Raw genomic sequence first — 18943 nt, forward strand, 5'->3', positions numbered from 1 at the left:
CCCGCGCTTCCGAGGCGAGGGGAGCGGCTCAGGGCAGCGCGAGTCCGGCCTCGGCGGCGAGCACGCCGAGGCCGGCCGCGCCGAGCAGGCAGGGGACGACGCCCCGGCGCAGCACCAGCAGCCAGAGCGCGGCGAGGCCCAGCACGGCGTACTGCCAGGGGCGGCCGAGGGCCAGCGCGAGCGGGAGGGCGGAGCCGGCGATGGCGCCGATGACGGCGGGGCCGGCGCCGGTGAGGAAGTCCTGGACGGCGCGGTGCGCGCGCAGCCGGTCGAAGTGCGCGGCGCCGAACAGCACGAACAGGAAGGACGGGGCGAAGGCCACGGCCGGGGCGAGCAGCCCGCCGAACACGCCCGCGGCGGCGTAGCCGACCACCGCGACGGTCTGCACCACCGGGCCGGGGGTGATCTGGCCGAGCGCGACGGCGTTCAGGAACTGGCCGTCGGTCATCCAGTGGTAGCGCTCGACGGCGTCCTGCTGCATCAGCGGGATGATCACGAAGCCGCCGCCGTAGGACAGCGCCCCGACCTTGAACGCGACCCAGGCGAGCGCGCCCAGCCCGCCGGTCGCGGCCAGTCCGGGGACCAGCAGCGGCAGCGCCCGGCGCGGCCCGCCACCGGGGCGGGGGCCGTCCTCGTCCGGTCGGCCGAGCGGGCCGTCCCCCGTACGGCTGGTTCCGGGGTGGGCGCGGCGGCGGAAGGCGATCTCGGCGGCGCCGGTGGCGAGCAGGACGAGGACCAGCCAGGGGCCGGTGAGGACGGCGGCGGCCGCGCCGAGCAGCAGGTAGGCCGTCCAGCGGACGCGGGCCGGGCCGGGGCCGGAGCGGTGCAGGCTGGGCGGGACGAGGGCGGTGGCGGCCTGGACGGCGACGGCGGCGACCGCGCCGCCCGCGCCCGCGGCGGCGCCGAGCACCCAGCGCGGCGGGTTCCCGGTCAGGAACAGCGCGGACAGCAGCAGGATCAGCACCAGCCCGGGGAGGATGAACGCCGCGCCGCCGACCAGGGCCCCGGCGGTGCCGCGCAGCCGCCAGGCGGTGAAGATCGCCAGCTGGGTGGAGGCCGGTCCGGGCAGCAGGTTGGTCGCGGCGATGCCGTCCTCGAACTCGCTCGCGGCGAGCCAGCCGCGCCGTTCCACGCAGAGCCGGCGCAGCAGCAGGATGTGCGCGGGCGGCCCGCCGAAGCCGAGGACGCCGATCCGGCCCCACTCCCGGGCGATCACCGCGAGCGGCACCCGCTCCCCCGCCGGCTCCCCCGTCCGCTCTCCCGCCTGCTCCGCCATCCGGGTCCGTCCCCTGCTCGACTGCCGCGCGAGCTGCGCGGATGCGGGGCGCACCCTACCCGACCCGGATGGCGCAACGGGGAACGACAACGGTCACCACTGCCGCCTTTGGATCTTCGTCCGTTCTGGGGTTCACTTCCGGTGCGGGCAGCGGACGGCGGACACCAGAAGCGGAGGGATCCCGATGGCCGGGCACGACCACGACCACGACCACCAGGACCACCAGGACCACGGCCACGACCAGGACCACGGCCACCGGCACGGAGCGTCCGGCGGGCACAGCCACGCGGTGGCGGCGGACGCGGACCGGAAGTGGCTGTGGAGCGCGCTGGTCCTGCTGTCGGTGTTCATGGTCGGCGAGGTGGTGGTCGGTTTCGCCGCGCAGTCGCTGGCGCTGATCTCGGACGCGGCGCACATGCTGACCGACACGGCGTCGATCGCGCTGGCGCTGGTGGCGATGCGGCTGGCGGCGCGTCCGGCGCGCGGCGGTTACACGTACGGGCTGAAGCGGGCCGAGATCCTCTCCGCGCAGGCGAACGGGGTGACGCTGCTGGTGCTGTCGGCGTGGCTGGGCTACGAGGCGGTGGGCCGGCTCGTCTCGCCGCCGGAGGTGGAGGGCGCGCTGGTGCTGGTGACGGCGCTGGTGGGCGTGGTGGTGAACGTCGCGGCGACCTGGTGCATGTCGAAGGCGAACCGGTCCTCGCTGAACGTCGAGGGCGCGTTCCAGCACGTGCTGACCGATCTGTACGCGTTCGTCGCGACGGCGGTGGCGGGCGCGGTGGTGCTGTTCACCGGGTTCGTCCGGGCGGACGCGATCGCCTCGCTGGTGGTGGTGGCGCTGATGCTGCGGGCCGGGATCGGGCTGGTCCGGGACTCGGCGCGGATCTTCCTGGAGGCCGCGCCGGCCGGTGTCGACCCGGACGCGGTGGCGGACCGGCTGGTGTCGGCGCCGCAGGTGGAGGAGGTACACGACCTGCACATCTGGGAGATCACCTCGAACGAGCCCGCGCTGTCCGCGCACGTCCTGGTCACTCCGGGCGGCGACTGCCACGCGGTGCAGCGCGAGCTCCAGCGCCGGCTGCGCGAGGAGTACCGGATCACCCACGCCACCCTGCAGGTCGACCACGTCGGCGAGGGCGGCGAGGACGACCTGCTGCAGATCGCGCCGAACAGCGCGGCGGCCGCGGCGGCGGCGGACGCGGCGGCCGGGGACGAGGGCCGCGACCACTGCGGGGACGTCCACGGCCCGGTGCACCGCGCGGGCCCGCACCCGCACTGAGCACCCGCCCCGAACGCATCCGCCGAGCAGCCGCACCGAACGCACCCGCCGGGCATCCCCCGGCCGTACTGACCGCCCGTCAGCCCGGGGTTGTCGGTGGGATGCGGCATGATCGGGGGGTGACCGCACCGACCGCCTCCGCCGCGCCCCGCCTGATGCTGCTGGACACCGCCAGCCTCTACTTCCGCGCCTACTTCGGCGTCCCGGATTCGCTCCGCTCCCCGCAGGGCGAGCCGGTGAACGCGGTGCGCGGCCTGCTGGACTTCATCTCCCGGCTGGTCCACGACCACGGCCCGGACCAGTTGGTCGCCTGCATGGACGCCGACTGGCGTCCGCAGTGGCGGGTCGACCTGATCCCCACCTACAAGTCCCACCGGGTCGCCGAGGCGGCGCAGGCCGGCGAGGAGGAGGTGCCGGACACGCTGGCCCCGCAGGTCCCGGTGATCGAGCAGGTGCTGGACGCGCTGGGCATCGCCCGGGTCGGCGTCCCCGACTACGAGGCCGACGACGTGATCGGCACCCTGGCCACCCGCGCCACCGGCCCGGTCCAGATCGTCACCGGCGACCGGGACCTCTTCCAACTGGTCGACGACGCCCGCGCGGTGACGGTGCTGTACCCGGCGAAGGGCGTCGGTTCGGCGCTGGTGATGGACGACGCGGCGCTGCGCGAGAAGTACGGCGTGCCCGGCTCCGGGTACGCCGATCTGGCGGCGCTGCGCGGTGACGCCAGTGACGGGCTGCCCGGGGTAAAGGGCATCGGGGAGAAGACGGCGACGCAACTGGTCCAGGAGTACGGGGACTTGGCGGGCGTCCGGGCGGCGGCGGCCGATCCGGCCTCGAAGCTGACCCCGGCACGGCGCCGCAACCTGCTGGAGGCGGCGCCGTACCTGGACGTGGCGCCCGCGGTGGTGCGGGTCGCCACGGACGTCCCGCTGCCCGTGTTCGAGCCGGAGCTGCCGCGGGTCCCCCGGGATCCGGAGGCGCTGGAGTGGCTGGCCGGCCGCTGGGGCCTCGGGACGTCGCTGACCCGGCTGCTGGAGGTGCTGGCCGAACGCTGAGGCCGGGCACCGAAGCCGGGCCGCCGCCAAGGCCGGACACCGCAGCCGGGCCGCCGGGGCCGAGCCGGGCCCCGCGGCCCCGGTGCTAGATGTAGCCCTCGCGCAGGGCGTAGGCCACCGCGTGGGCGCGGTTGCGCAGGTGGAAGCGGGTGGTGACGGTGTGGATGATGTTCTTGATCGTGCGCTCCGAGTAGAGGAGCTTGCCGGCGATCTCCCCGGTGTCCATGCCGTCGGCGACCAGGCGCAGCACGTCGACCTCGCGGGGGAGCATGCCGTGGTCGGCGGGGCCGGCGTCCGGGGTGTCGCCGGTGCGCTGGCGGCCCATGCAGCCGAGCAGTTTGCCGAGCAGGTCGGGGGGCAGGTCGCCGTGGCCGCGGGCGGCGGTGCGGACGGCCTGGCGGAGGCGTTCGCCGGTGACTTCGCGGCGCCACAGGATGGTGGTGACGCCGAGTGAGACGACGTCGAGCAGTTCGGTTTCCTGGATCCGGTCGAGGACCAGGACCACCCGGGTCCGGTCGGCCTTGACCAGGCGGGACAGGCCGGCCAGGGCGGCCTCGTCGAAGGTGTCGGCGACCAGCAGGGCCACGCCGGTGCCGGTCCGGGGCTGGTCCTCGTCGAGGAGCGCGATCTCCGGGCACTGCCGGAGGTAGCTCAGCACTCCGGCCCGGGAGAGCGGGTCCAGGGCGTGGACGGCGACCGGGATGGGCCGGGCGGTCTGCGCGGGGACCGTTCGGGCGGTCTGCGGCGGGACCGTTCGGGCAGTCTGCGGCGGGATCGTTCGGGTCGTCGTCGCGCGGACGTCGTCGGCGTACTGAAGCACGGCGCTGGATTCCTTTCGTTGCGCTTGACGGTGCGCCCACCGCCCCCCACAGGCGGCGGCGCACCGTCTGAACCGGTCGGCTGGCGTCGTCCGCACGCGACGCCGTCTCTCCTCCTCCTGCGGCCCGGCTGGCACCGCGGGAGCTCCCGTGTCCGCCGGAGGTTCGGCGGACCTGTGCACCGGGGGCCACGCTATCCCCCGTCGGTCAATAAAAGATTGACGGATGCGTATGTGCGTCATCGGTTCCCGGTCGGCGGGTGGATTTTTCTTTTCCCGGCCCGCCGGTGGCGATCCGCGGTGCGGCGGAATCGAATGCGGGCGGCCGCGCGGGCGACAAGACCGGGCCCCGGCGGTGGAATTGCACCCGCCCCGGCGCGGCACTCCGTTACCCGGAACCGCTACCGTCTGACGATGACGGAAATCGGAGAGCCCCACGGCACGTCGGCGCCGGAGCCGGGCGGCGGGGAGCGGCTGCGGCTGGGCCTGCTCGGGCCGGTGCAGGCCTGGCGCGGGGAGCGCGAGTTGGAGCTCGGCCCGCCGCAGCAGCGGGCGCTGCTGACCGCGTTGGCGTTGCGGGCGCGCCGGATCGTGTCGGTCGACGAGCTGCTGGACGCGCTGTGGGAGGAGCCGCCGGCCCGGGCCGCGACCGTGGTGCGGACGTACGTGTCGCGGCTGCGGCGGGTGCTGGAGCCGGACCGGGTGCCGGAGTCGGAGCGGGGGCTGGAGCCGGACCGGGTGCAGCCGACGGTGCTGGTGTCCTCGGGCAGCGGGTACGTGCTGCGGCTGCCGGCGGACCGCGTGGACGCCGAGGTGTTCGAGAACCGGGTCGCGGCGGCGGGCCGGGCCCGGGCGCTGGGGGATCCGGCCGGGGCGCTCGGGCTGTTGCGGGAGGCGTGCGGGCTGTGGCGCGGCGAGCCGCTGGCCGGGCTGCCGGGGCCGTTCGCGCAGGCGCACCGGGCCCGGCTGGTCGAGCGTCGGCTGAACGCCGTCCAGGCGTGGCTGGCGGCCGAGTTGGCGGCGGGGCGGCACGCGGACGTGATCGGCGAGCTGACCGTGTGGGTGAACCAGTACCCGCTGCTGGAGCCGATGCGCGAGCTGCTGATGCTGGCGCTGTACCGCAGCGGGCGGCAGGCCGAGGCGCTGGGCGTGTACGCGGACGCCCGGCGCACGCTGGTGGAGCAGTTGGGGGTCGATCCGGGGCCCCGGCTGCGGGAGTTGCACCTGGGGGTGCTGTCGGGCGATCCGCGGTTGGCCGCGCCGGTCGCGGAGCCCGCGCCGGCGTTCGAGCCGGGCGGTGGCGGGCCCGGCGCCGGCGGCCCCGGGGGCGGCGGTCCGGCCGGGGCGGTGCTGGTGCCGCCGGCCCAGCTGCCGGCCGACATCTCGGACTACACCGGTCGGGACGAGCTGTGCGCGGCGCTCTGCGCGGACCTGGCGCCGGACGGTCCGGCGATGCCGGTGGTGGGGGTGTCGGGCCTGGGCGGGGTGGGGAAGTCGACGCTGGCGGTGCACGTCGCGCACGCGGTGGGCGGGCAGTACCCGGACGGCCAGCTGTACGTGAACCTGCAGGGCGCGGGGGCGTTCCCGGCCGATCCGGGCGAGGTGCTGGCGGGTTTCCTGGGCGCGCTGGGGGTGGCGGACGCGGCGATCCCGCAGGGGACGGCGGAGCGGGCGGCGCTGTTCCGGTCGCGGCTGGCGGGTCTGCGGGTGCTGATCGTGCTGGACGACGCCCGGGACAGCCGGCAGGTCGGGCCGCTGCTGCCGGGAAGTCGCACCTGCGCGGTGCTGGTGACCAGCCGGGCCTGGCTGTCGGGGATGCCGATGACCCGGCAGGTCGGTCTGGAGCCGCTGTCCGCGGAGGAGTCGGTGCGGCTGCTGACGGCGATCGCCGGGCCGGAGCGGGTGGCGGCCGAGCCGGCGGCGGCCCGTCGGGTGGCGGAGGCCTGCGGGTTCCTGCCGCTGGCGGTGCGGACGGCGGCGTCCCGGTTGGCGGCCCGGCCGGCCTGGCAGCTGTCGCACATGGCGGAGCGGCTGGCCTCGGAGCGGCGGCGGCTGGCCGAGTTGGCGACCGGGGAGCTGGCGGTGGCCGCGTCGTTCCGGCTCAGCTACGACCAGTTGGACCCGGAGACGGCCCGGGCGTTCCGGCTGCTGTCGCTGGCGGACGGCCCGGGGGTGTCCTCGGCGGCGGCCGGGGTGCTGCTGGAGCTGCCGGAGCCGGAGGCGGAGCGGCTGGCGGAGTCGCTGACCGACCTGGGGCTGCTGTCCTGTCCGTTCCCGGGCCGCTACCAGTACCACGACCTGCTGCGGCTGTTCGCCCGCGAGCTGGTCCGGGAGGTGGACGGGGAGGACGCCGGGCGGGCGGCGGTGGAGCGGCTGCTGCGGTACTACCTGGCGGCGGTGGCGGGCCTGTACCGGGTGGTGCGGCCGGGCTACCCGTTCCCGGACCTGGTGGCGGCGGGGGTCGCCGAGCCGGAGTTCGCCGGGCCGGCCGAGGGGCTGCGCTGGGCCCGGCAGGAGGTCGCCGCGGTGCTGGCGGTCGCCGAGCAGGCCACCCGGGACCCGCGGGGCCCGCTGGCGGTGGTCGCGGACCTGACGCTGGTGCTGATCCAGCTGATCGACCTGGGCACGGCCGTGCCGGAGCTGTGCGAGCTGGCCGGGCGGGTGGCCGAGGCCGCGCGGGCGGCGGGCCTGCCGGAGAGCGAGGTGCGGGCCCGGTACACGCTGATGTGGGCGCAGCGGGAGTTCCAGCGCACCAGCCAGGCGCGGGCCGAGGCGGTCCGGGTGGTGGCGCTGGCCCGGCGGACGGGGCAGGCGGCGCTGCTGCCCGGCGCGTTGATCGTGCTGGCGCTGACCGGGATCCCGCACGGCGCGGACGAGGAGGTGGCGGCCCGGTGCGCGGAGGCGGTGGCGTTGAGCGCCGAGCTGGGCAACCCGTCCGCGCACGCCTTCGTGGAGGGGATGGCGGCGCTGGCCGACCTGGCGGTGGGCCGGGCGGAGTCGGCGCGGCGCCGGGCCGAGCGCAGTCTGGCGGCGTTCAAGGGGCTGGGTGACTTCGTCGGGCAGGTGCACATGCTGTACGCGCGGGCGACGGCGCTGCACGGGCTGGGCCGGTTCGAGGCGGCGTGCGAGGACTACCGGGAGTGCCTGGGGGCGTTGCGGGCGCTCGGTGCGTGGGACCGGGTGCCGGGCGTGCTGGTGGGCCTGGCCGAGTCCTGCCGGGCCGCGGGGCGGCCGGAGCAGGCGTTGGAGGCGGCCGAGCAGGCGTTGGCGATCGCCCGGAAGGTCGGGTTGGAGCACCGCCGGGCGAACGCGCTGACCGCGATCGGGCGGGCGCTGTTCGACCTCGGGGAGCACGACCGCGAGCGGGCCTGCCTGGCGTAGTCGGGGCCCTTCGGGGCGGTTCGAATTCGCCGGGCCGGGGCGGATCCGGAACAACTCCACCGCAAATCCGTTATCTTCCCGAGATATTCACCGCAGGCTGCGCAACGATCATCACGGATCAATTTCGGTGCGGGCGGCCGGGGGGCGAATAGGGGCCCGGCCGACTTCGGGCACGGAAGGCGGTCCGGGCCGGGCGGGGGCGATTCCGGCCGGATTCCGGGCGGGCGCTCCCCGTTCGCCCGGCGGGCCCCGGAGCGCACCCGAACCACTCCGCGCGGGGGCGGGGGCGAGCGGGGCCCGGGCGGGGCCCGGGCGGGGCCGGCTGCCCCATCGGGCAGTGTCGGCGGGCGGCGGGGACGGGCGGCGGGCGGCTCGTTGACACCCCACTTTGGTCTAGTCCAGTGTGGGGCGACCAGGTCCTCCACGGTGCCGCCGCGGCCGCTCCCGCCCGCTCGACAGCCCCGACAGCCCCGACAGCCGGGCGCCGCACCCCCTCTGACGATCAGACGGAGATTCCCACACCATGCAACGAGTCTGCCTCGCCCTGCCCACCATGCGGGCCTGTCCCGGCACCATCGTGGACCTCGCCGAGGAGGCGGCCTACGCCGTCGAGACCTTCGGGGTCGAGGTGCACCTCCTCGTCCTGGACACCACCGTGGACGCCGAGTTCGCGAAGAACGCGGACGCGGTGGCCGCGCTGGCCCCCGCGCCCGGCGTCTTCGTCCACCACCTCGGCAACGAGGCGCAGCGCGCGTTCTTCCTCGACGTGGCGCGGCGCTCCGGCGGCGCCGACCCGGAGCTGCTGCTCGACCTGATGCTGCCCCAGGACGTCGCGTACGGCTCCTGCGTCAACCGGATCTTCCTGGGCGCGGCCGCGCTCGGCTGCACCTCGGCGCACCTGCGCAACGACGACTTCGACTACCGGGTGGTCGACGGCGCGAAGATGTTCCCGATCCACCACGAGCTGCTGTCGCTGGGCAAGCCGGCCGGCGAGGCGCTGGCGGGGGTGGCCCGCTCCACGCTGGACCCGGCGGACGCGGACCGGCCGGTGATGCTGGTCAGCGCCTCCTTCATGGGCGAACTCAACGTGGACATCGGCGAGATCAACGAGCTGGACCCGGAGGTCTACCGGGACCTGGTGCGGCTGTGGACGCCCCGGGTGTGGACCCGCGAGCAGCAGGACGCCATGGTGGAGATCTCCTTCAAGGGCGCCGAGCACGACTCGTTCGACGCCGACGACTCGGTGCTCGGCGTGCCGGACATCTGGGACGTCTACATGTGCAACGTCGCCATCGACCACCGGGGTTACGAGGTGCTGCCGCTGGTGCCGTCGCTGCGCACCATCGGCGCGGACTACGCGCTGCTGCACGCCCTGGTGCACGCCGAGCTGCCCGCCGTCATCCACCGCCGGCACATCGTCAACTACTACACGCCCGAACGCCGGGTCGGCGCCGGGTTCGTCTCGTACCAGCTGCGCTTCGTGAAGATGCTGCTGTCGATGCTGTACCTGTACCCGGTCTACGGACAGATGATCGACCTCGGCCGCGGGCTGCTGGACGAGCGGCACGAGCTGCGGGTCGAGCCGATCCTCGGCCTGGTGCGCAGCACCTTCGACCTGGACCGGGACACCAACGAGCAGTGCCTGGACGAGGTGGACCGCCTCTACCGCAAGCTGGGCGGCAAGTACGCCGAGCTGGCGGACGTGGTGGCCGGGCAGCGGCAGCAGCTGCTGGACGAGGCGCGGGAGGACGCGGTGCGCTGGGCCGCGCTGATCGAGGCCTGGGCGCCGATGGTGGCCGCCGCCCGCGAGCGGGGACTCGCCGGGTGAGCGGGGACTTCCTGATCCGGCAGCTGGCCGACGGGGACTGGGACGCCGTGGTCGCGCTGGAGCACGAGGCCTACGCGGCCGACGGCCTCTCCGAGGGCCGGGAGGCGCTGGAGTCCCGGGTCGCCTGCTCGCCGGGGACCTGCTTCGTGCTGGAGCAGCGCGAGACCGGCGCCGTCCGCGGCTACCTGCTGAGCCTGCCCTACCCGCCGCTGCGCTGCCCGGACCTCGCCGTGGCGGAGGCCGGGGCGTTCGAGTCGGACAACCTGCACGTGCACGACCTGGTGCTGGCCGAGGAGCTGCGCGGCCGGGAGCTCGCCGCGCGGCTGATGGAGCACGTGCAGGAGCGGGCGGTGGCGGCGGGCTTCGCGCAGGTCTCGATGGTCGCGGTGCGCGGCTCCGACATCCTGCTGCGCTTCTACGGCTACCGCGCGCACCGGGAGGTGGAGCTGCCCGCGTCGTACGGGCGGCGGGCGGTCTACATGTCGAAGCCCCTGGAGCCCCTGGAGCCCGAGGGCTGAGGGCTGAGGGGGTCCGTCCCGGAGGGCGGAGGACGGAAGGCGGAGGAGCCCGACCGGTGTGCCGGTCGGGCTCCTCGTCGTGCCGTCGGACCGTCAGGCCCAGTGGTGCCGGCGGACGGTGAACGGGCGGTCCCCGTCGGCGGCGACCGCGGCGCGGAACGGGCCGGGCACGGGGACGTCGGCGAGCCGGAGCGGGCCGGGGCCGAGCGGGCCCGGGTCGGCCAGGCGCAGCGGGGAGGGGCCGGCCAGCGGGAGGGCGAGGCCCTGGGCGAGCCGGCCGCCGTACGCCTTGACGCAGGCCTCGCGGCGGCACCAGAGCCGGGTGAAGTGCTCGGCGCCGTCGGCCGGGGTGGGCGCGTCGAGGACGAGGGCCGCGTCGGCGGGCGGGAAGTGGCGGCGGGCGATCCGGGCGCCGACGCCGGGCGGGCGGAGCCGCTCGACGTCGGCGCCGACCCGGCGGCCGGTCGCGACGGCGAGCAGCGCGAGGGCGCCCGAGGCGGACCAGTTGACGTCGAGGCCGGTGTCGGTGGCGGGGGCGGGCTTGCCGTGCGGGCCGCGCCGCCAGGCCAGCTCGGCGGGCGCGACGGCGAGGCGTTCGGCGACCAGCAGCCGGACGGCGCCGCGGACCACGGCGAAGCGCGCGCCCTGCCGGGGGTCGCGGGCCCGGTCGGCCCGCTCGCGCTCCTCGGCGTCGAGCAGGCCGTACAGCCGGCGGACGACGGCCGGGGGCCGGTCGGTCGGGATGCTCCAGACGTCGATGACGTCGGTGGCGTCGACGGCGCCGGTCGCGTCGACGGCGCCGGTCGCGGGTGCGGTGCTCACGGCAGGGTGAGGGTGCTGAGCCGGCCCAGGCGCGGGTCGTGGTCGGCGAGCAGCAGCGGGCCGGCGGTGTCGGCCTCGGGCAGGCGGTCGGTGAGCAGGCTCCACAGGCCGGTGAAGGGCCGGCCGGGGCGGGCTGTCCCGGCGGTCGCGGGGGCGCCGTGGGCGGCCAGTCCGGCGGCGAGCAGCAGCTCCGCGTCCGGGCCGAGGCGCCGGTGTTCGTCGAGGACGGTGCGGAGGGCCTCGGCGCCGTCCGGCTGTTCGCGGCGGCCGAGGCGCATGCCGGGCCGGCCCGGGGCCTCCTCGCAGACCAGCACGACGGCGCGGTGCTCGGTGGGCAGTTCGACGGGTTCGGCGGGCCGGTAGTGCAGGGCGCTCTGTTCGGCGAGCACGATGACGGCCCGCCGGCAGCCGCCGGTGCGGTGGTGGGCGGCGGCGATCCGCAGGGCGGCGAAGGCGGTGGCGCTGCCCTGGTCGCAGACGGCGAAGGCGGTCGGCTGTCCGGGGCAGTGGCGGCTGAGCTGGAGCGAGGCGGGTGCGGCGGGCCGGACGTCCGGGGAGGAGAAGGCGAGGATCAGCAGGTCCGCGGGTTCGCCGGCGGGCAGGGCCCGGGCGAGCAGGCCGGTGGCCAGCTCGGCGTAGTCGTGGCCGGCGCCCTCGGCGAGCAGGTCCTCGCGCAGCGGCAGGCCGTACGGGCGGACCAGGTCGGCGGTGTAGGTGCGCAGGTCGGGGTGGAGCGCGGCGGCGGCGTGGCCGTCGGTTGCGGTGGTGACCGCCCGGGTGACGCGCAGGCCGCGGGTCTCGGCGGGCATCGGGTCAGTCCTCGTCGACGTGGTGCCCGACGACGTAGTCGGTGAGGCTGTCGACGGTGCGGATGTCGTCGATGCCGAGGCGCTCGACGTCGACCTGGATGGCGAGGGTCTCCTCGATGTCCAGGACCAGTTCGACGATGCCGGAGGAGGTGAGGCCGTAGTCGTCGAAGAAGCAGGCGTTCGCGGGGATCTCGGCGAGTTCGACGCCCAGGACGCGCGGCAGGACGTCCTCGATGCCGCGCCGGATGCGGGCGCGCACCTCGGGGTCGACCGGTTCGGTGGTGGGCGGGGCGGTTTCTGACATGGCTGGACCGTCCGTCGGTGGAAGTGGAGGTGGAGGTGGAGAAGGTGGAGGGCGGGGGGCGGCGCGGGTCAGTGCCGCAGGACCATGGCCGCGAAGGTGGCGCCGATGCCGGCGGCGGCGATCAGGTAGGGGTCGCCGGGGCGGAGCGCGCCGCCGGTGAGGGCGGTGCGGAGGTTGACGAAGGCGTCGGCGGCGAAGCTGTGGCCGACCGAGGCGACGTTGCCCAGGACGACCCGCTCGACGGGGTAGCCGAGCTGCTGGCAGATCATCCGCCAGGAGGCCTGGTTGACGTTGTGCGGGAGCAGCAGCGCGAGGTCGGGGAGTGCGAGGCCGGCCTGGTCGAGGGCGGCCTCGATGGTCTCGATCATGGTGGGCTGGTACTCGCGCTGGTAGCGGAGCATCAGTTCCGGGTCCTCGGCGGGTCGGCCGTAGAACTCGGGGCGCTGGCGGACCGCGTAGGAGAGCACCCGGTCGCGGTCGCCGTCGGAGCTGACCAGGCAGGCGGTGGCGGCCTCGGCGAAGATCGTGGTCTCCGGGAGGAGTTGGGCGTCCCGGGTGAAGGTCTTCTCGCCCGCGACCACCAGGGCCAGCGCCGTCGGGTCGCCGTCGTCGGCGAGCAGCCGGCCGGCCAGGTCGACGGCCAGCAGGGAGGCGGCGCAGGCCTGTTGGGTGACGGTGAAGGCGTCGGCGTGGATCAGGCCGAAGCGTTCCCGGAGCTGGTGCAGGGGGTTGAGCGGGTAGGGCACGGCGACCGGCGTGTTGCGGGCGTGCAGCAGGTAGCGGATCCGGTGTTCGTTGCCGCGCAGTTCGGGCAGGGCCCGGACGGCGGCGTCCAGCAGGTCGAGCAGCGTCCCGTCCGGGTCCAGGCGCACCTGGTCCAGGCCGTGGAAGCGGCGGAAGAGTCGGAGTTGACGTGGGGTAAGGCCGATCCTGGCGCCCACGTCCTCGATCGGTTCGAGTCGCGGGGGGAGGTGGACGGCCACTGCCTCCAGTGCGGTCACCCCGGTTAGTATTCCCACGCTCCGTGGGTCGCACAAGCGATCACCGATCCGGAGCCCCCTTCCTCACCCCGTTGCCGTCGAGCCGGTGGAGTCCTTGCGATGACTGATTCCCAGCCTTCCTTCGTGTACCCAGAAACCGCTTCGGGGCTGGTCTCCGCGCCGCCCGCCGGACCGCCCGCCGCCTTGGACGCGGGTCTGCTGGCCGCGCTGGCGGAGGCCGCCGACGCTCTGCCCGAATGGGCAGAGTCGCTCGCCCCCGAGGACCGACTCGACGGTGATCTCGCCCTGGACGAAAGCGAGTTCGCCGTGCTGGACGTGCTGCTGCGGGAGCGCTTCGGCGCCGACCTGGGCGCGCTGCGGGCCGGCCTGGACCTGGCCGGGCTGGCCGCGCTGACCGTCGGCGACCTGGCGGAGCTGGTGCGCCGGTGAGCCGCTTCCTGCTGGCGGTGCCGCCGCTGGCCGGGCACGTCAACCCGGCGGCCGGGATCGCGGACGAGCTGGTCGCGCGCGGCCACCAGGTGGCCTGGACCGGCACCGAGACGCTGCTGCGGCCGCTGCTGGGCCCGGACGCCCGGGTCTTCGGCACCGGCAACCGGATGTTCCGGGCGATGGGCGGCCACGGCCTGGCCTCGCTGCGTTCGCTCTGGGAGGGCTTCGTCGTCCCGTACGCCAGGTTCACCCTGAAGCCGCTGGACGCGGTGGTGCGGGAGTTCCGGCCGGACGCGCTGCTGGTGGACCAGCACACCCCGGCGGCCGCGCTGGTCGCGCACCGGTACGGGCTGCCGTGGGCGACGCTGGCACCGGGGGCGATGGAGCTGGGCCGCCCGTACCGGCACCTGCCGCGGGTCGAGGCCTGGACGGCGGGCCTGCTGGCGGGCCTGTGGGAGCGGGCCGGGCTGCCCGCCGGGGAGTTCACCGACCCGCGGTTCTCGCCGCACCTGGTGCTGGCCACCACCGGGCGGGTGCTGCTCGGCGACCTGCCGCCGCGGCCGGAGCACGCCCTGGTGGGGCCGGTGCTGACGCCCCGTCCGGCGGATCCGGCGTTCCCGTGGGAGCGGCTGGCGCCGGGGCGGCGCACCGTGCTGGTCACCATGGGGACGATGTCGGACGCGGTCGGCGCGGACTTCCTGCACCGGACGGTGGAGGCGCTGGGGCAGCTCGGCGACGGGGTGCGGGCGGTGGTGGCGGCGCCCCGCGGGGCACTGCCGGCTGCCCTTCCGGACTCCGTCGTGGTGGTCGATCGGGCACCGGTCCTGGAGCTGCTGTCCGGCGGCCGGTTGGACGCGGTGCTCTGCCATGGTGGGATGAACACCGTGGTCGAGTCGCTGGCGCACGGTGTCCCCGTGCTGGCGGCGCCGATCCGCAACGACCAGCCGTTCGTGGCGCGGCGGGTCGCGGAGGCCGGGGCCGGCCTGTGCGTCCCGTTCGCCCGGGCCGCTCCGCCGGTGATCGCCGAGCGGCTGCGGCGGGTGCTCGACGAGCCCTCCCACCGGGCGGCCGCCGAGACGGTCGGTCGTCACCTGCTGTCCGGTGGCGGGGCGTCGGCCGCCGCCGACCGGATGGAGGCGCTGGCCGCCCGCTGACACCGCCCGCCCCGGCACCACCCCCTGATACCGCTCCGCGTCCGCCGACCCCCGTCCCATGAGCGGGGGCCGGCGGGCGCGGGGCCTCCGCACCCCATCCCAGCCCGGGAGTTCTGGTTGATCGAGACCAAGGGACTTCGCAAGTCCTACCCGTCCGGAAAGCACGGCCGCACCGTCGTCGACGCCGTCCGCGGCATCGATCTGGACGTCCGCGCGGGCGAGATCTTCGGCTTCCTCGGCCCGAACGGCGCCGGGAAGACCACCACCCTGCGGATGCTCGCCACGCTGATCCGCCCGGACGGCGGCCGGGCCCTGGTCGCCGGCGCCGACCTGCTGGCCGACCCGGCCGAGGTCCGCCGCCGGATCGGCTACGTCGCCCAGGGCGGCGGCACCGCCGACGCGGTCAGCGGCCGGGAGGAGCTGGTGCTGCAGGCCCGGATGTACGGCCTGCGCAAGGCCGACGCGCTGCGCCAGACCGAGGACGCCCTGAAGTCCTTCGACCTGACCGAGTTCGCCGACCGGCACTGCGGCACCTACTCCGGCGGTCAGCGCCGCCGGGTGGACATCGCGCTCGGGGTGATCCACTCCCCCAAGGTGCTGTTCCTCGACGAGCCGACGGTCGGCCTCGACCCGGCCAGCCGCGGCCAGGTGTGGGCCGAGATCGAGCGGCTACGCACCGAGGGCATGACGGTCGTGGTGACCACCCACTACCTGGACGAGGCCGACGCGCTCTGCGACCGGGTCGCGATCGTCGACCACGGCGAGGTCGTCGTCGAGGGCACGCCCGAGGCGCTCAAGCGCGAGATCTCCGGCGACGTCGTCCTGCTCGGCCTCGCCGCCGGGGAGGCCGGGCCCGCCGCCGACGCCCTGCGCGGGCGGCCCTACCTGCACCGGCTGGAGCCGGGCGAGGACGGCCTGCGGCTCTACCTGGACGACGGCGCGGCCGCGATCCCGCAGCTGCTGAGCGTCCTGAACGGGGCGGGCATCGTGCCCGGCACGGTGCAGCTCCAGCGGCCGAGCCTGGACGACGTCTTCCTGGCCCGCACCGGCCGCTCCATCGAACAGTCCTGACGAGAAAGCCCTGGGGTCCCTTCCGTGAAGCTCGCCCGTGACACCTGGCTGGTCTTCCAGCGGCAAGTGCTGCTGATGTGGCGCACACCGATCTGGATCGTCATCGGCATCACCCAGCCGGTCTTCTACCTGCTGCTCTTCGCCCCGCTGCTGAAGAAGGTGCTCGCCCCGATGGGCGCCACCACCTACGCCGAGGCCTACCAGATCTACGTCCCCGGCCTGCTGGCGGTGCTCTGCATCTTCGGCGGCCTCTACACCGGCTTCAGCCTGCTCGGCGAGCTGAAGGCCGGCATCATCGAGCGCTCCCGGGTGACCCCGGTCAGCCGGCTGGCCCTGCTGCTCGGCCGGGCGCTGCGCGAGACGCTCGGCCTGCTCGTCCAGGCGGTCATCATCACCCTGGTCGCGCTGCCGTTCGGCCTGCGGGTCGACGTGCCGAGCCTGCTGCTGGCGTACGTGCTGCTCGGCCTGCTCGCGCTGATGACCTCGGCCGTCTCGTACGGGATCGCGCTGGCGCTGCCCAACGACGCCGCGATGGCGCCGGTGGTGAACACCATCGCCCAGCCGATCGGCCTGCTCTCCGGCGTGCTGCTGCCGCTGGCGCTGGCGCCGGTGTGGCTGCAGCGGGTCGCCGAGTGGAACCCCTTCTACTGGGCGGTGGAGGGCATGCGGGCGCTGTTCTCCGGGCACCCCGGTGACAGCGTGGTCTGGCAGGGGCTGCTGATCGTCGCGGTGCTGACCAGCGCGGCGGTGTGGTACTCGGCCCGGCTGTTCTCGGCCCGGATCCGGTAGCCGCGCGGGTAGGGGAGGAGGGGGGAGGGGCCGCGGCCCCTCCCCCCTCCTCCCGTTGTGCTCAGCCCGCGGCCGACCGGACGAAGGCGGCCAGCCGGGCCACGCCCGTCTCGATCTGCCGCGCGCTCAGCGCGCTGATCGACAGCCGCAGGCGGTGCTCGCCGCCGCCCGCCGGGTAGAACGGGGCCATCGGCGTCCAGAGCACGCCGTGCTCGCGGGCGCAGCGCTCCATCGCCGCCTCGTCGGCGGTGAACGGCACCTGGAGCACGGCGAAGAAGCCGCCCTCCGGCTCGTTCCAGGAGACGCCCAGCCGGGCCCGTTCGGCCGGCGGGAAGTGCCGTTCCAATTCCCGCAGCAGGACGGTCAGGTTCGCCGCGTAGTGGGCGCGGGCCGGGGCGTTGGCGTCGCGCAGCCGGCAGTCGTGCCGGATCAGCATGCCGCCGATCACGGCCTGGCTGAGCGCCGGGGTGTTGACCGTCGTCATGCTCTTCAGCTTGGCCAGCTCGTCGGCGAGCAGCGTGCTCCGGCCGTCCGGGGCGAGCACCCGCTGGTCGGCGACGACGTAGCCGAGCCGGGCGCCGGGGAAGCAGGTCTTGGCGAAGGAGCCCAGGTAGACCACCTGGCGGCGGCGGTCCAGCGCCTTCAGCGTCGGGCGCGCGCCGGAGCCGTCGGAGCCGCCGTCGGGGGCGTCGGGGGCGTGGGGGGCGTGGGGGGCGCGGGTGAAGAAGCCGTACGGGTTGTCCTCGATCACCAGCAGTCCCTCGTCGGCCGCCGCGTCCAGCAGTGCGGCGCGCGCCCCGACCGGCATGCTGCCGCCGGACGGGTTGGCGAAGTCGGGGACGACGTACAGCGCGCGCGGGCGGCGGCCCGAGGCCCGGACGGCGCGGGCCGCCTCGCGCACGGCCCGCGGGTCGGGGCCGCCGGCCGGGCCCTCCGGGACGGGCACGGTCGCCAGGTCGAGCAGCCGGGCGGCGCCGGTGACGCCGACGTAGCAGGGCGAGCTGACCAGCAGCACGTCGTCCGGGGTGGCGCACAGCGCGCGCAGCACCAGCAGCATGCCCTCCTGGGCGCCGACGGTGAGCACCAGCGCGGCGGGGTCGACGTGCAGGCCCTCGTCGTTGGCGAGGGTGCGGGCGACCAGGTCGGCGATGATGCCCTTGGTCGGGCCGTACTGGAACAGCGCGGTGCGGACGGCGCCGCCGCTGAGGCCGCGTTCGGCGAGGTGGGCGAGGAAGGCGTCGAGGTGGCCGTGGACGTCCTCGGGTTCGAAGAAGCCCTCGTGCGGGCGGCCGGGGGCGAAGGAGAGCGCGGCCGGGTAGCGCTCGGTGACCTCGTTGAGGAAGGTCATCGCGTCCAGCAGCGGGTCGGCCAGGCTGGCGTGCAGGTCGCCCAGCGGGAGCGTGGTCTCGGTCGTGGCGGTCACCGGAGCGCCTCGCGGAGCCGGTCGGCGGCGTAGCGCTGGGCGTCGCGGCCGTCGTCCAGGACGCCGGCCATCGCGAAGAAGCCGTGCGGCACGCCGTCGTAGCGGCGCAGCTCGACGGGGACGCCGGCGGCGCGCAGGGCCCGCGCGTACGCCTCGCCCTCGTCGCGCAGCGGGTCGTACTCGGCGGTGATCACGGTCGCGGGCGGCAGCCCGGCCAGCGAGGCGGCGCGCAGCGGGGAGGCCAGCGGGTCGGCGCCGTCGGCCGGGTCGGCGAGGTAGTGGCCCCAGTACCAGGCCACCGAACGGCGGTTGAACAGCAGCGGGTCGTCGTGCTCGCGGACGGACGGGGTGTCCGCGGCGTGGTCGGTGTTGGGGTAGACCAGCAGCTGGTGGCGGAGCGCCGGGCCACCGCGCTCGCGGAGCGCCAGGGTGAGGGCGGCGGCCAGGTTGCCCCCGGCGCTGTCGCCCGCCACCGCCAACCGGCCCGGGTCGCCGCCGAGTTCGGCGGCGTGCGCGGCGACCCACTCGGCGGCGGCGACCACGTCGTGCACGGCGGCCGGGAACGGGTGCTCGGGGGCGAGCCGGTAGCCGACCGAGACGGTGACGCAGCCGACGGCGTTGGTCAGGCGGCGGCAGATGGCGTCGCTGGTGTCCGGCGAGCCGAGGGTCCAGCCGCCGCCGAACAGGTAGAGCAGGACCGGGAGTTCGGTGGTGGCGCCGGTCCGGGGTCGGTAGGTCCGCAGCGGCAGCGGTCCGCCGGGGCCGTCGACGGTCGGCTCGGTGACCGCTCCGACCGGTTCCGGGTTCCCGGCGGCGGCCCGGATGTCGGCGAGGTCGGCGGCGCGGGCCTCCGCGAGGCCGAGGGCGTACAACGGCGGCGTGCCGGCCGCGGCGCGCTGCTGGCGCAGCGCCTCGGCCTGGGGGTGCAGTGGCAAGGGAAGGTTCCTGGGTTCGGGCCGCGCGTCGGTGGCGGCGGGGGTCGGT

The 18943-nt window shown here is 75.6% G+C and carries 17 protein-coding genes; 9 read left to right on the top strand and 8 right to left on the bottom strand.

Features of this window, described 5'->3' with window-relative positions; all coding sequences use genetic code 11:
- Positions 1-28: 28 nt before the first annotated feature.
- Complete coding sequence (chrA, locus tag ACZ3J7_RS16345) at positions 29-1276, bottom strand: chromate efflux transporter (RefSeq protein WP_465621178.1); 1248 nt, start codon at positions 1274-1276, stop codon at positions 29-31.
- 184 nt (positions 1277-1460) lie between these two features.
- Between chrA and ACZ3J7_RS16350 the strand changes: the two genes are divergently transcribed.
- Both ACZ3J7_RS16350 and ACZ3J7_RS16355 read left to right on the top strand, forming a co-directional pair.
- Positions 1461-2555: a cation diffusion facilitator family transporter gene (locus ACZ3J7_RS16350; protein WP_465621180.1), complete on the top strand. Its 1095-nt coding sequence runs from the start codon at positions 1461-1463 to the stop codon at positions 2553-2555.
- Positions 2556-2710: 155 nt separating this feature from the next.
- Positions 2711-3613, top strand: a complete 903-nt coding sequence (locus ACZ3J7_RS16355; RefSeq protein WP_465621607.1) for a 5'-3' exonuclease — start codon at positions 2711-2713, stop codon at positions 3611-3613.
- Between the two features lie 85 nt (positions 3614-3698).
- Here the strand turns inward: ACZ3J7_RS16355 and ACZ3J7_RS16360 are convergent, their stop codons facing one another.
- Positions 3699-4433, bottom strand: a complete 735-nt coding sequence (locus ACZ3J7_RS16360) for a helix-turn-helix transcriptional regulator (RefSeq protein WP_465621183.1) — start codon at positions 4431-4433, stop codon at positions 3699-3701.
- 411 nt (positions 4434-4844) lie between these two features.
- Between ACZ3J7_RS16360 and ACZ3J7_RS16365 the strand changes: the two genes are divergently transcribed.
- From ACZ3J7_RS16365 to ACZ3J7_RS16375, 3 genes are all read left to right on the top strand, one after another.
- Complete coding sequence (locus ACZ3J7_RS16365) at positions 4845-7811, top strand: AfsR/SARP family transcriptional regulator (RefSeq protein ID WP_465621185.1); 2967 nt, start codon at positions 4845-4847, stop codon at positions 7809-7811.
- 523 nt (positions 7812-8334) lie between these two features.
- On the top strand, positions 8335-9639 hold the full coding sequence (locus ACZ3J7_RS16370; protein ID WP_465621187.1) for a DUF6271 family protein: 1305 nt from the start codon (positions 8335-8337) through the stop codon (positions 9637-9639).
- On the top strand, positions 9636-10157 hold the full coding sequence (locus ACZ3J7_RS16375; RefSeq protein WP_465621189.1) for a GNAT family N-acetyltransferase: 522 nt from the start codon (positions 9636-9638) through the stop codon (positions 10155-10157). Before ACZ3J7_RS16370 ends, ACZ3J7_RS16375 begins: the two co-directional genes overlap by 4 nt.
- Before the next feature lie 93 nt (positions 10158-10250).
- Here the strand turns inward: ACZ3J7_RS16375 and ACZ3J7_RS16380 are convergent, their stop codons facing one another.
- The 4 genes from ACZ3J7_RS16380 to ACZ3J7_RS16395 form a co-directional block, all read right to left on the bottom strand.
- Positions 10251-10979, bottom strand: a complete 729-nt coding sequence (locus ACZ3J7_RS16380) for a 4'-phosphopantetheinyl transferase family protein (protein WP_465621190.1) — start codon at positions 10977-10979, stop codon at positions 10251-10253.
- Positions 10976-11788, bottom strand: coding sequence for a hypothetical protein (locus ACZ3J7_RS16385; RefSeq protein WP_465621191.1), 813 nt, complete (start codon positions 11786-11788; stop codon positions 10976-10978). Before ACZ3J7_RS16385 ends, ACZ3J7_RS16380 begins: the two co-directional genes overlap by 4 nt.
- A gap of 4 nt (positions 11789-11792) precedes the next feature.
- The gene (locus ACZ3J7_RS16390; protein WP_465621193.1) at positions 11793-12092 is read right to left on the bottom strand and encodes an acyl carrier protein; all 300 of its coding nucleotides are present in this window, start codon (positions 12090-12092) and stop codon (positions 11793-11795) included.
- 68 nt (positions 12093-12160) lie between these two features.
- Positions 12161-13093 (bottom strand): 3-oxoacyl-[acyl-carrier-protein] synthase III C-terminal domain-containing protein, encoded by a 933-nt coding sequence (locus ACZ3J7_RS16395; RefSeq protein ID WP_465621195.1) that lies wholly within the window; start codon positions 13091-13093, stop codon positions 12161-12163.
- A gap of 99 nt (positions 13094-13192) precedes the next feature.
- Here ACZ3J7_RS16395 and ACZ3J7_RS16400 point away from each other — a divergent pair, with 99 nt between their 5' ends.
- The 4 genes from ACZ3J7_RS16400 (at position 13193) to ACZ3J7_RS16415 (ending at position 16536) form a co-directional block, all read left to right on the top strand.
- Entirely contained in the window at positions 13193-13522 is a 330-nt protein-coding gene (locus ACZ3J7_RS16400; RefSeq protein ID WP_465621197.1) for a hypothetical protein, read from the top strand.
- The gene (locus ACZ3J7_RS16405) at positions 13519-14676 is read left to right on the top strand and encodes a glycosyltransferase (RefSeq protein ID WP_465621199.1); all 1158 of its coding nucleotides are present in this window, start codon (positions 13519-13521) and stop codon (positions 14674-14676) included. The genes ACZ3J7_RS16400 and ACZ3J7_RS16405 overlap by 4 nt, the downstream gene beginning before the upstream one ends.
- A gap of 117 nt (positions 14677-14793) precedes the next feature.
- Positions 14794-15747 carry an ATP-binding cassette domain-containing protein gene (locus tag ACZ3J7_RS16410; protein ID WP_465621202.1) on the top strand — a complete coding sequence of 318 codons (954 nt, stop codon included), beginning with the start codon at positions 14794-14796 and terminating at the stop codon, positions 15745-15747.
- 24 nt (positions 15748-15771) lie between these two features.
- Positions 15772-16536: an ABC transporter permease gene (locus ACZ3J7_RS16415; RefSeq protein ID WP_465621205.1), complete on the top strand. Its 765-nt coding sequence runs from the start codon at positions 15772-15774 to the stop codon at positions 16534-16536.
- A gap of 61 nt (positions 16537-16597) precedes the next feature.
- Here ACZ3J7_RS16415 and ACZ3J7_RS16420 read toward each other — a convergent pair whose 3' ends face one another.
- Positions 16598-17959 (bottom strand): aminotransferase-like domain-containing protein, encoded by a 1362-nt coding sequence (locus ACZ3J7_RS16420; RefSeq protein WP_465621208.1) that lies wholly within the window; start codon positions 17957-17959, stop codon positions 16598-16600.
- The gene (locus tag ACZ3J7_RS16425) at positions 17956-18894 is read right to left on the bottom strand and encodes an alpha/beta hydrolase (RefSeq protein WP_465621210.1); all 939 of its coding nucleotides are present in this window, start codon (positions 18892-18894) and stop codon (positions 17956-17958) included. The genes ACZ3J7_RS16420 and ACZ3J7_RS16425 overlap by 4 nt, the downstream gene beginning before the upstream one ends.
- Between the last annotated feature and the right edge of the window lie 49 nt (positions 18895-18943).

It is taken from the genome of Kitasatospora sp. NPDC015121 (assembly GCF_055562955.1).

Coding starts and splice junctions, on each gene's coding strand:
- ACZ3J7_RS16370 (WP_465621187.1), top strand. CDS start 8,335: ATGCAACGAGTCTGCCTCGCCCTGCCCACCATGCGGGCCTGTCCCGGC.
- ACZ3J7_RS16355 (WP_465621607.1), top strand. CDS start 2,711: ATGCTGCTGGACACCGCCAGCCTCTACTTCCGCGCCTACTTCGGCGTC.
- chrA (WP_465621178.1), bottom strand. CDS start 1,276: ATGGCGGAGCAGGCGGGAGAGCGGACGGGGGAGCCGGCGGGGGAGCGG.
- ACZ3J7_RS16365 (WP_465621185.1), top strand. CDS start 4,845: ATGACGGAAATCGGAGAGCCCCACGGCACGTCGGCGCCGGAGCCGGGC.
- ACZ3J7_RS16400 (WP_465621197.1), top strand. CDS start 13,193: ATGACTGATTCCCAGCCTTCCTTCGTGTACCCAGAAACCGCTTCGGGG.
- ACZ3J7_RS16390 (WP_465621193.1), bottom strand. CDS start 12,092: ATGTCAGAAACCGCCCCGCCCACCACCGAACCGGTCGACCCCGAGGTG.
- ACZ3J7_RS16350 (WP_465621180.1), top strand. CDS start 1,461: ATGGCCGGGCACGACCACGACCACGACCACCAGGACCACCAGGACCAC.
- ACZ3J7_RS16385 (WP_465621191.1), bottom strand. CDS start 11,788: ATGCCCGCCGAGACCCGCGGCCTGCGCGTCACCCGGGCGGTCACCACC.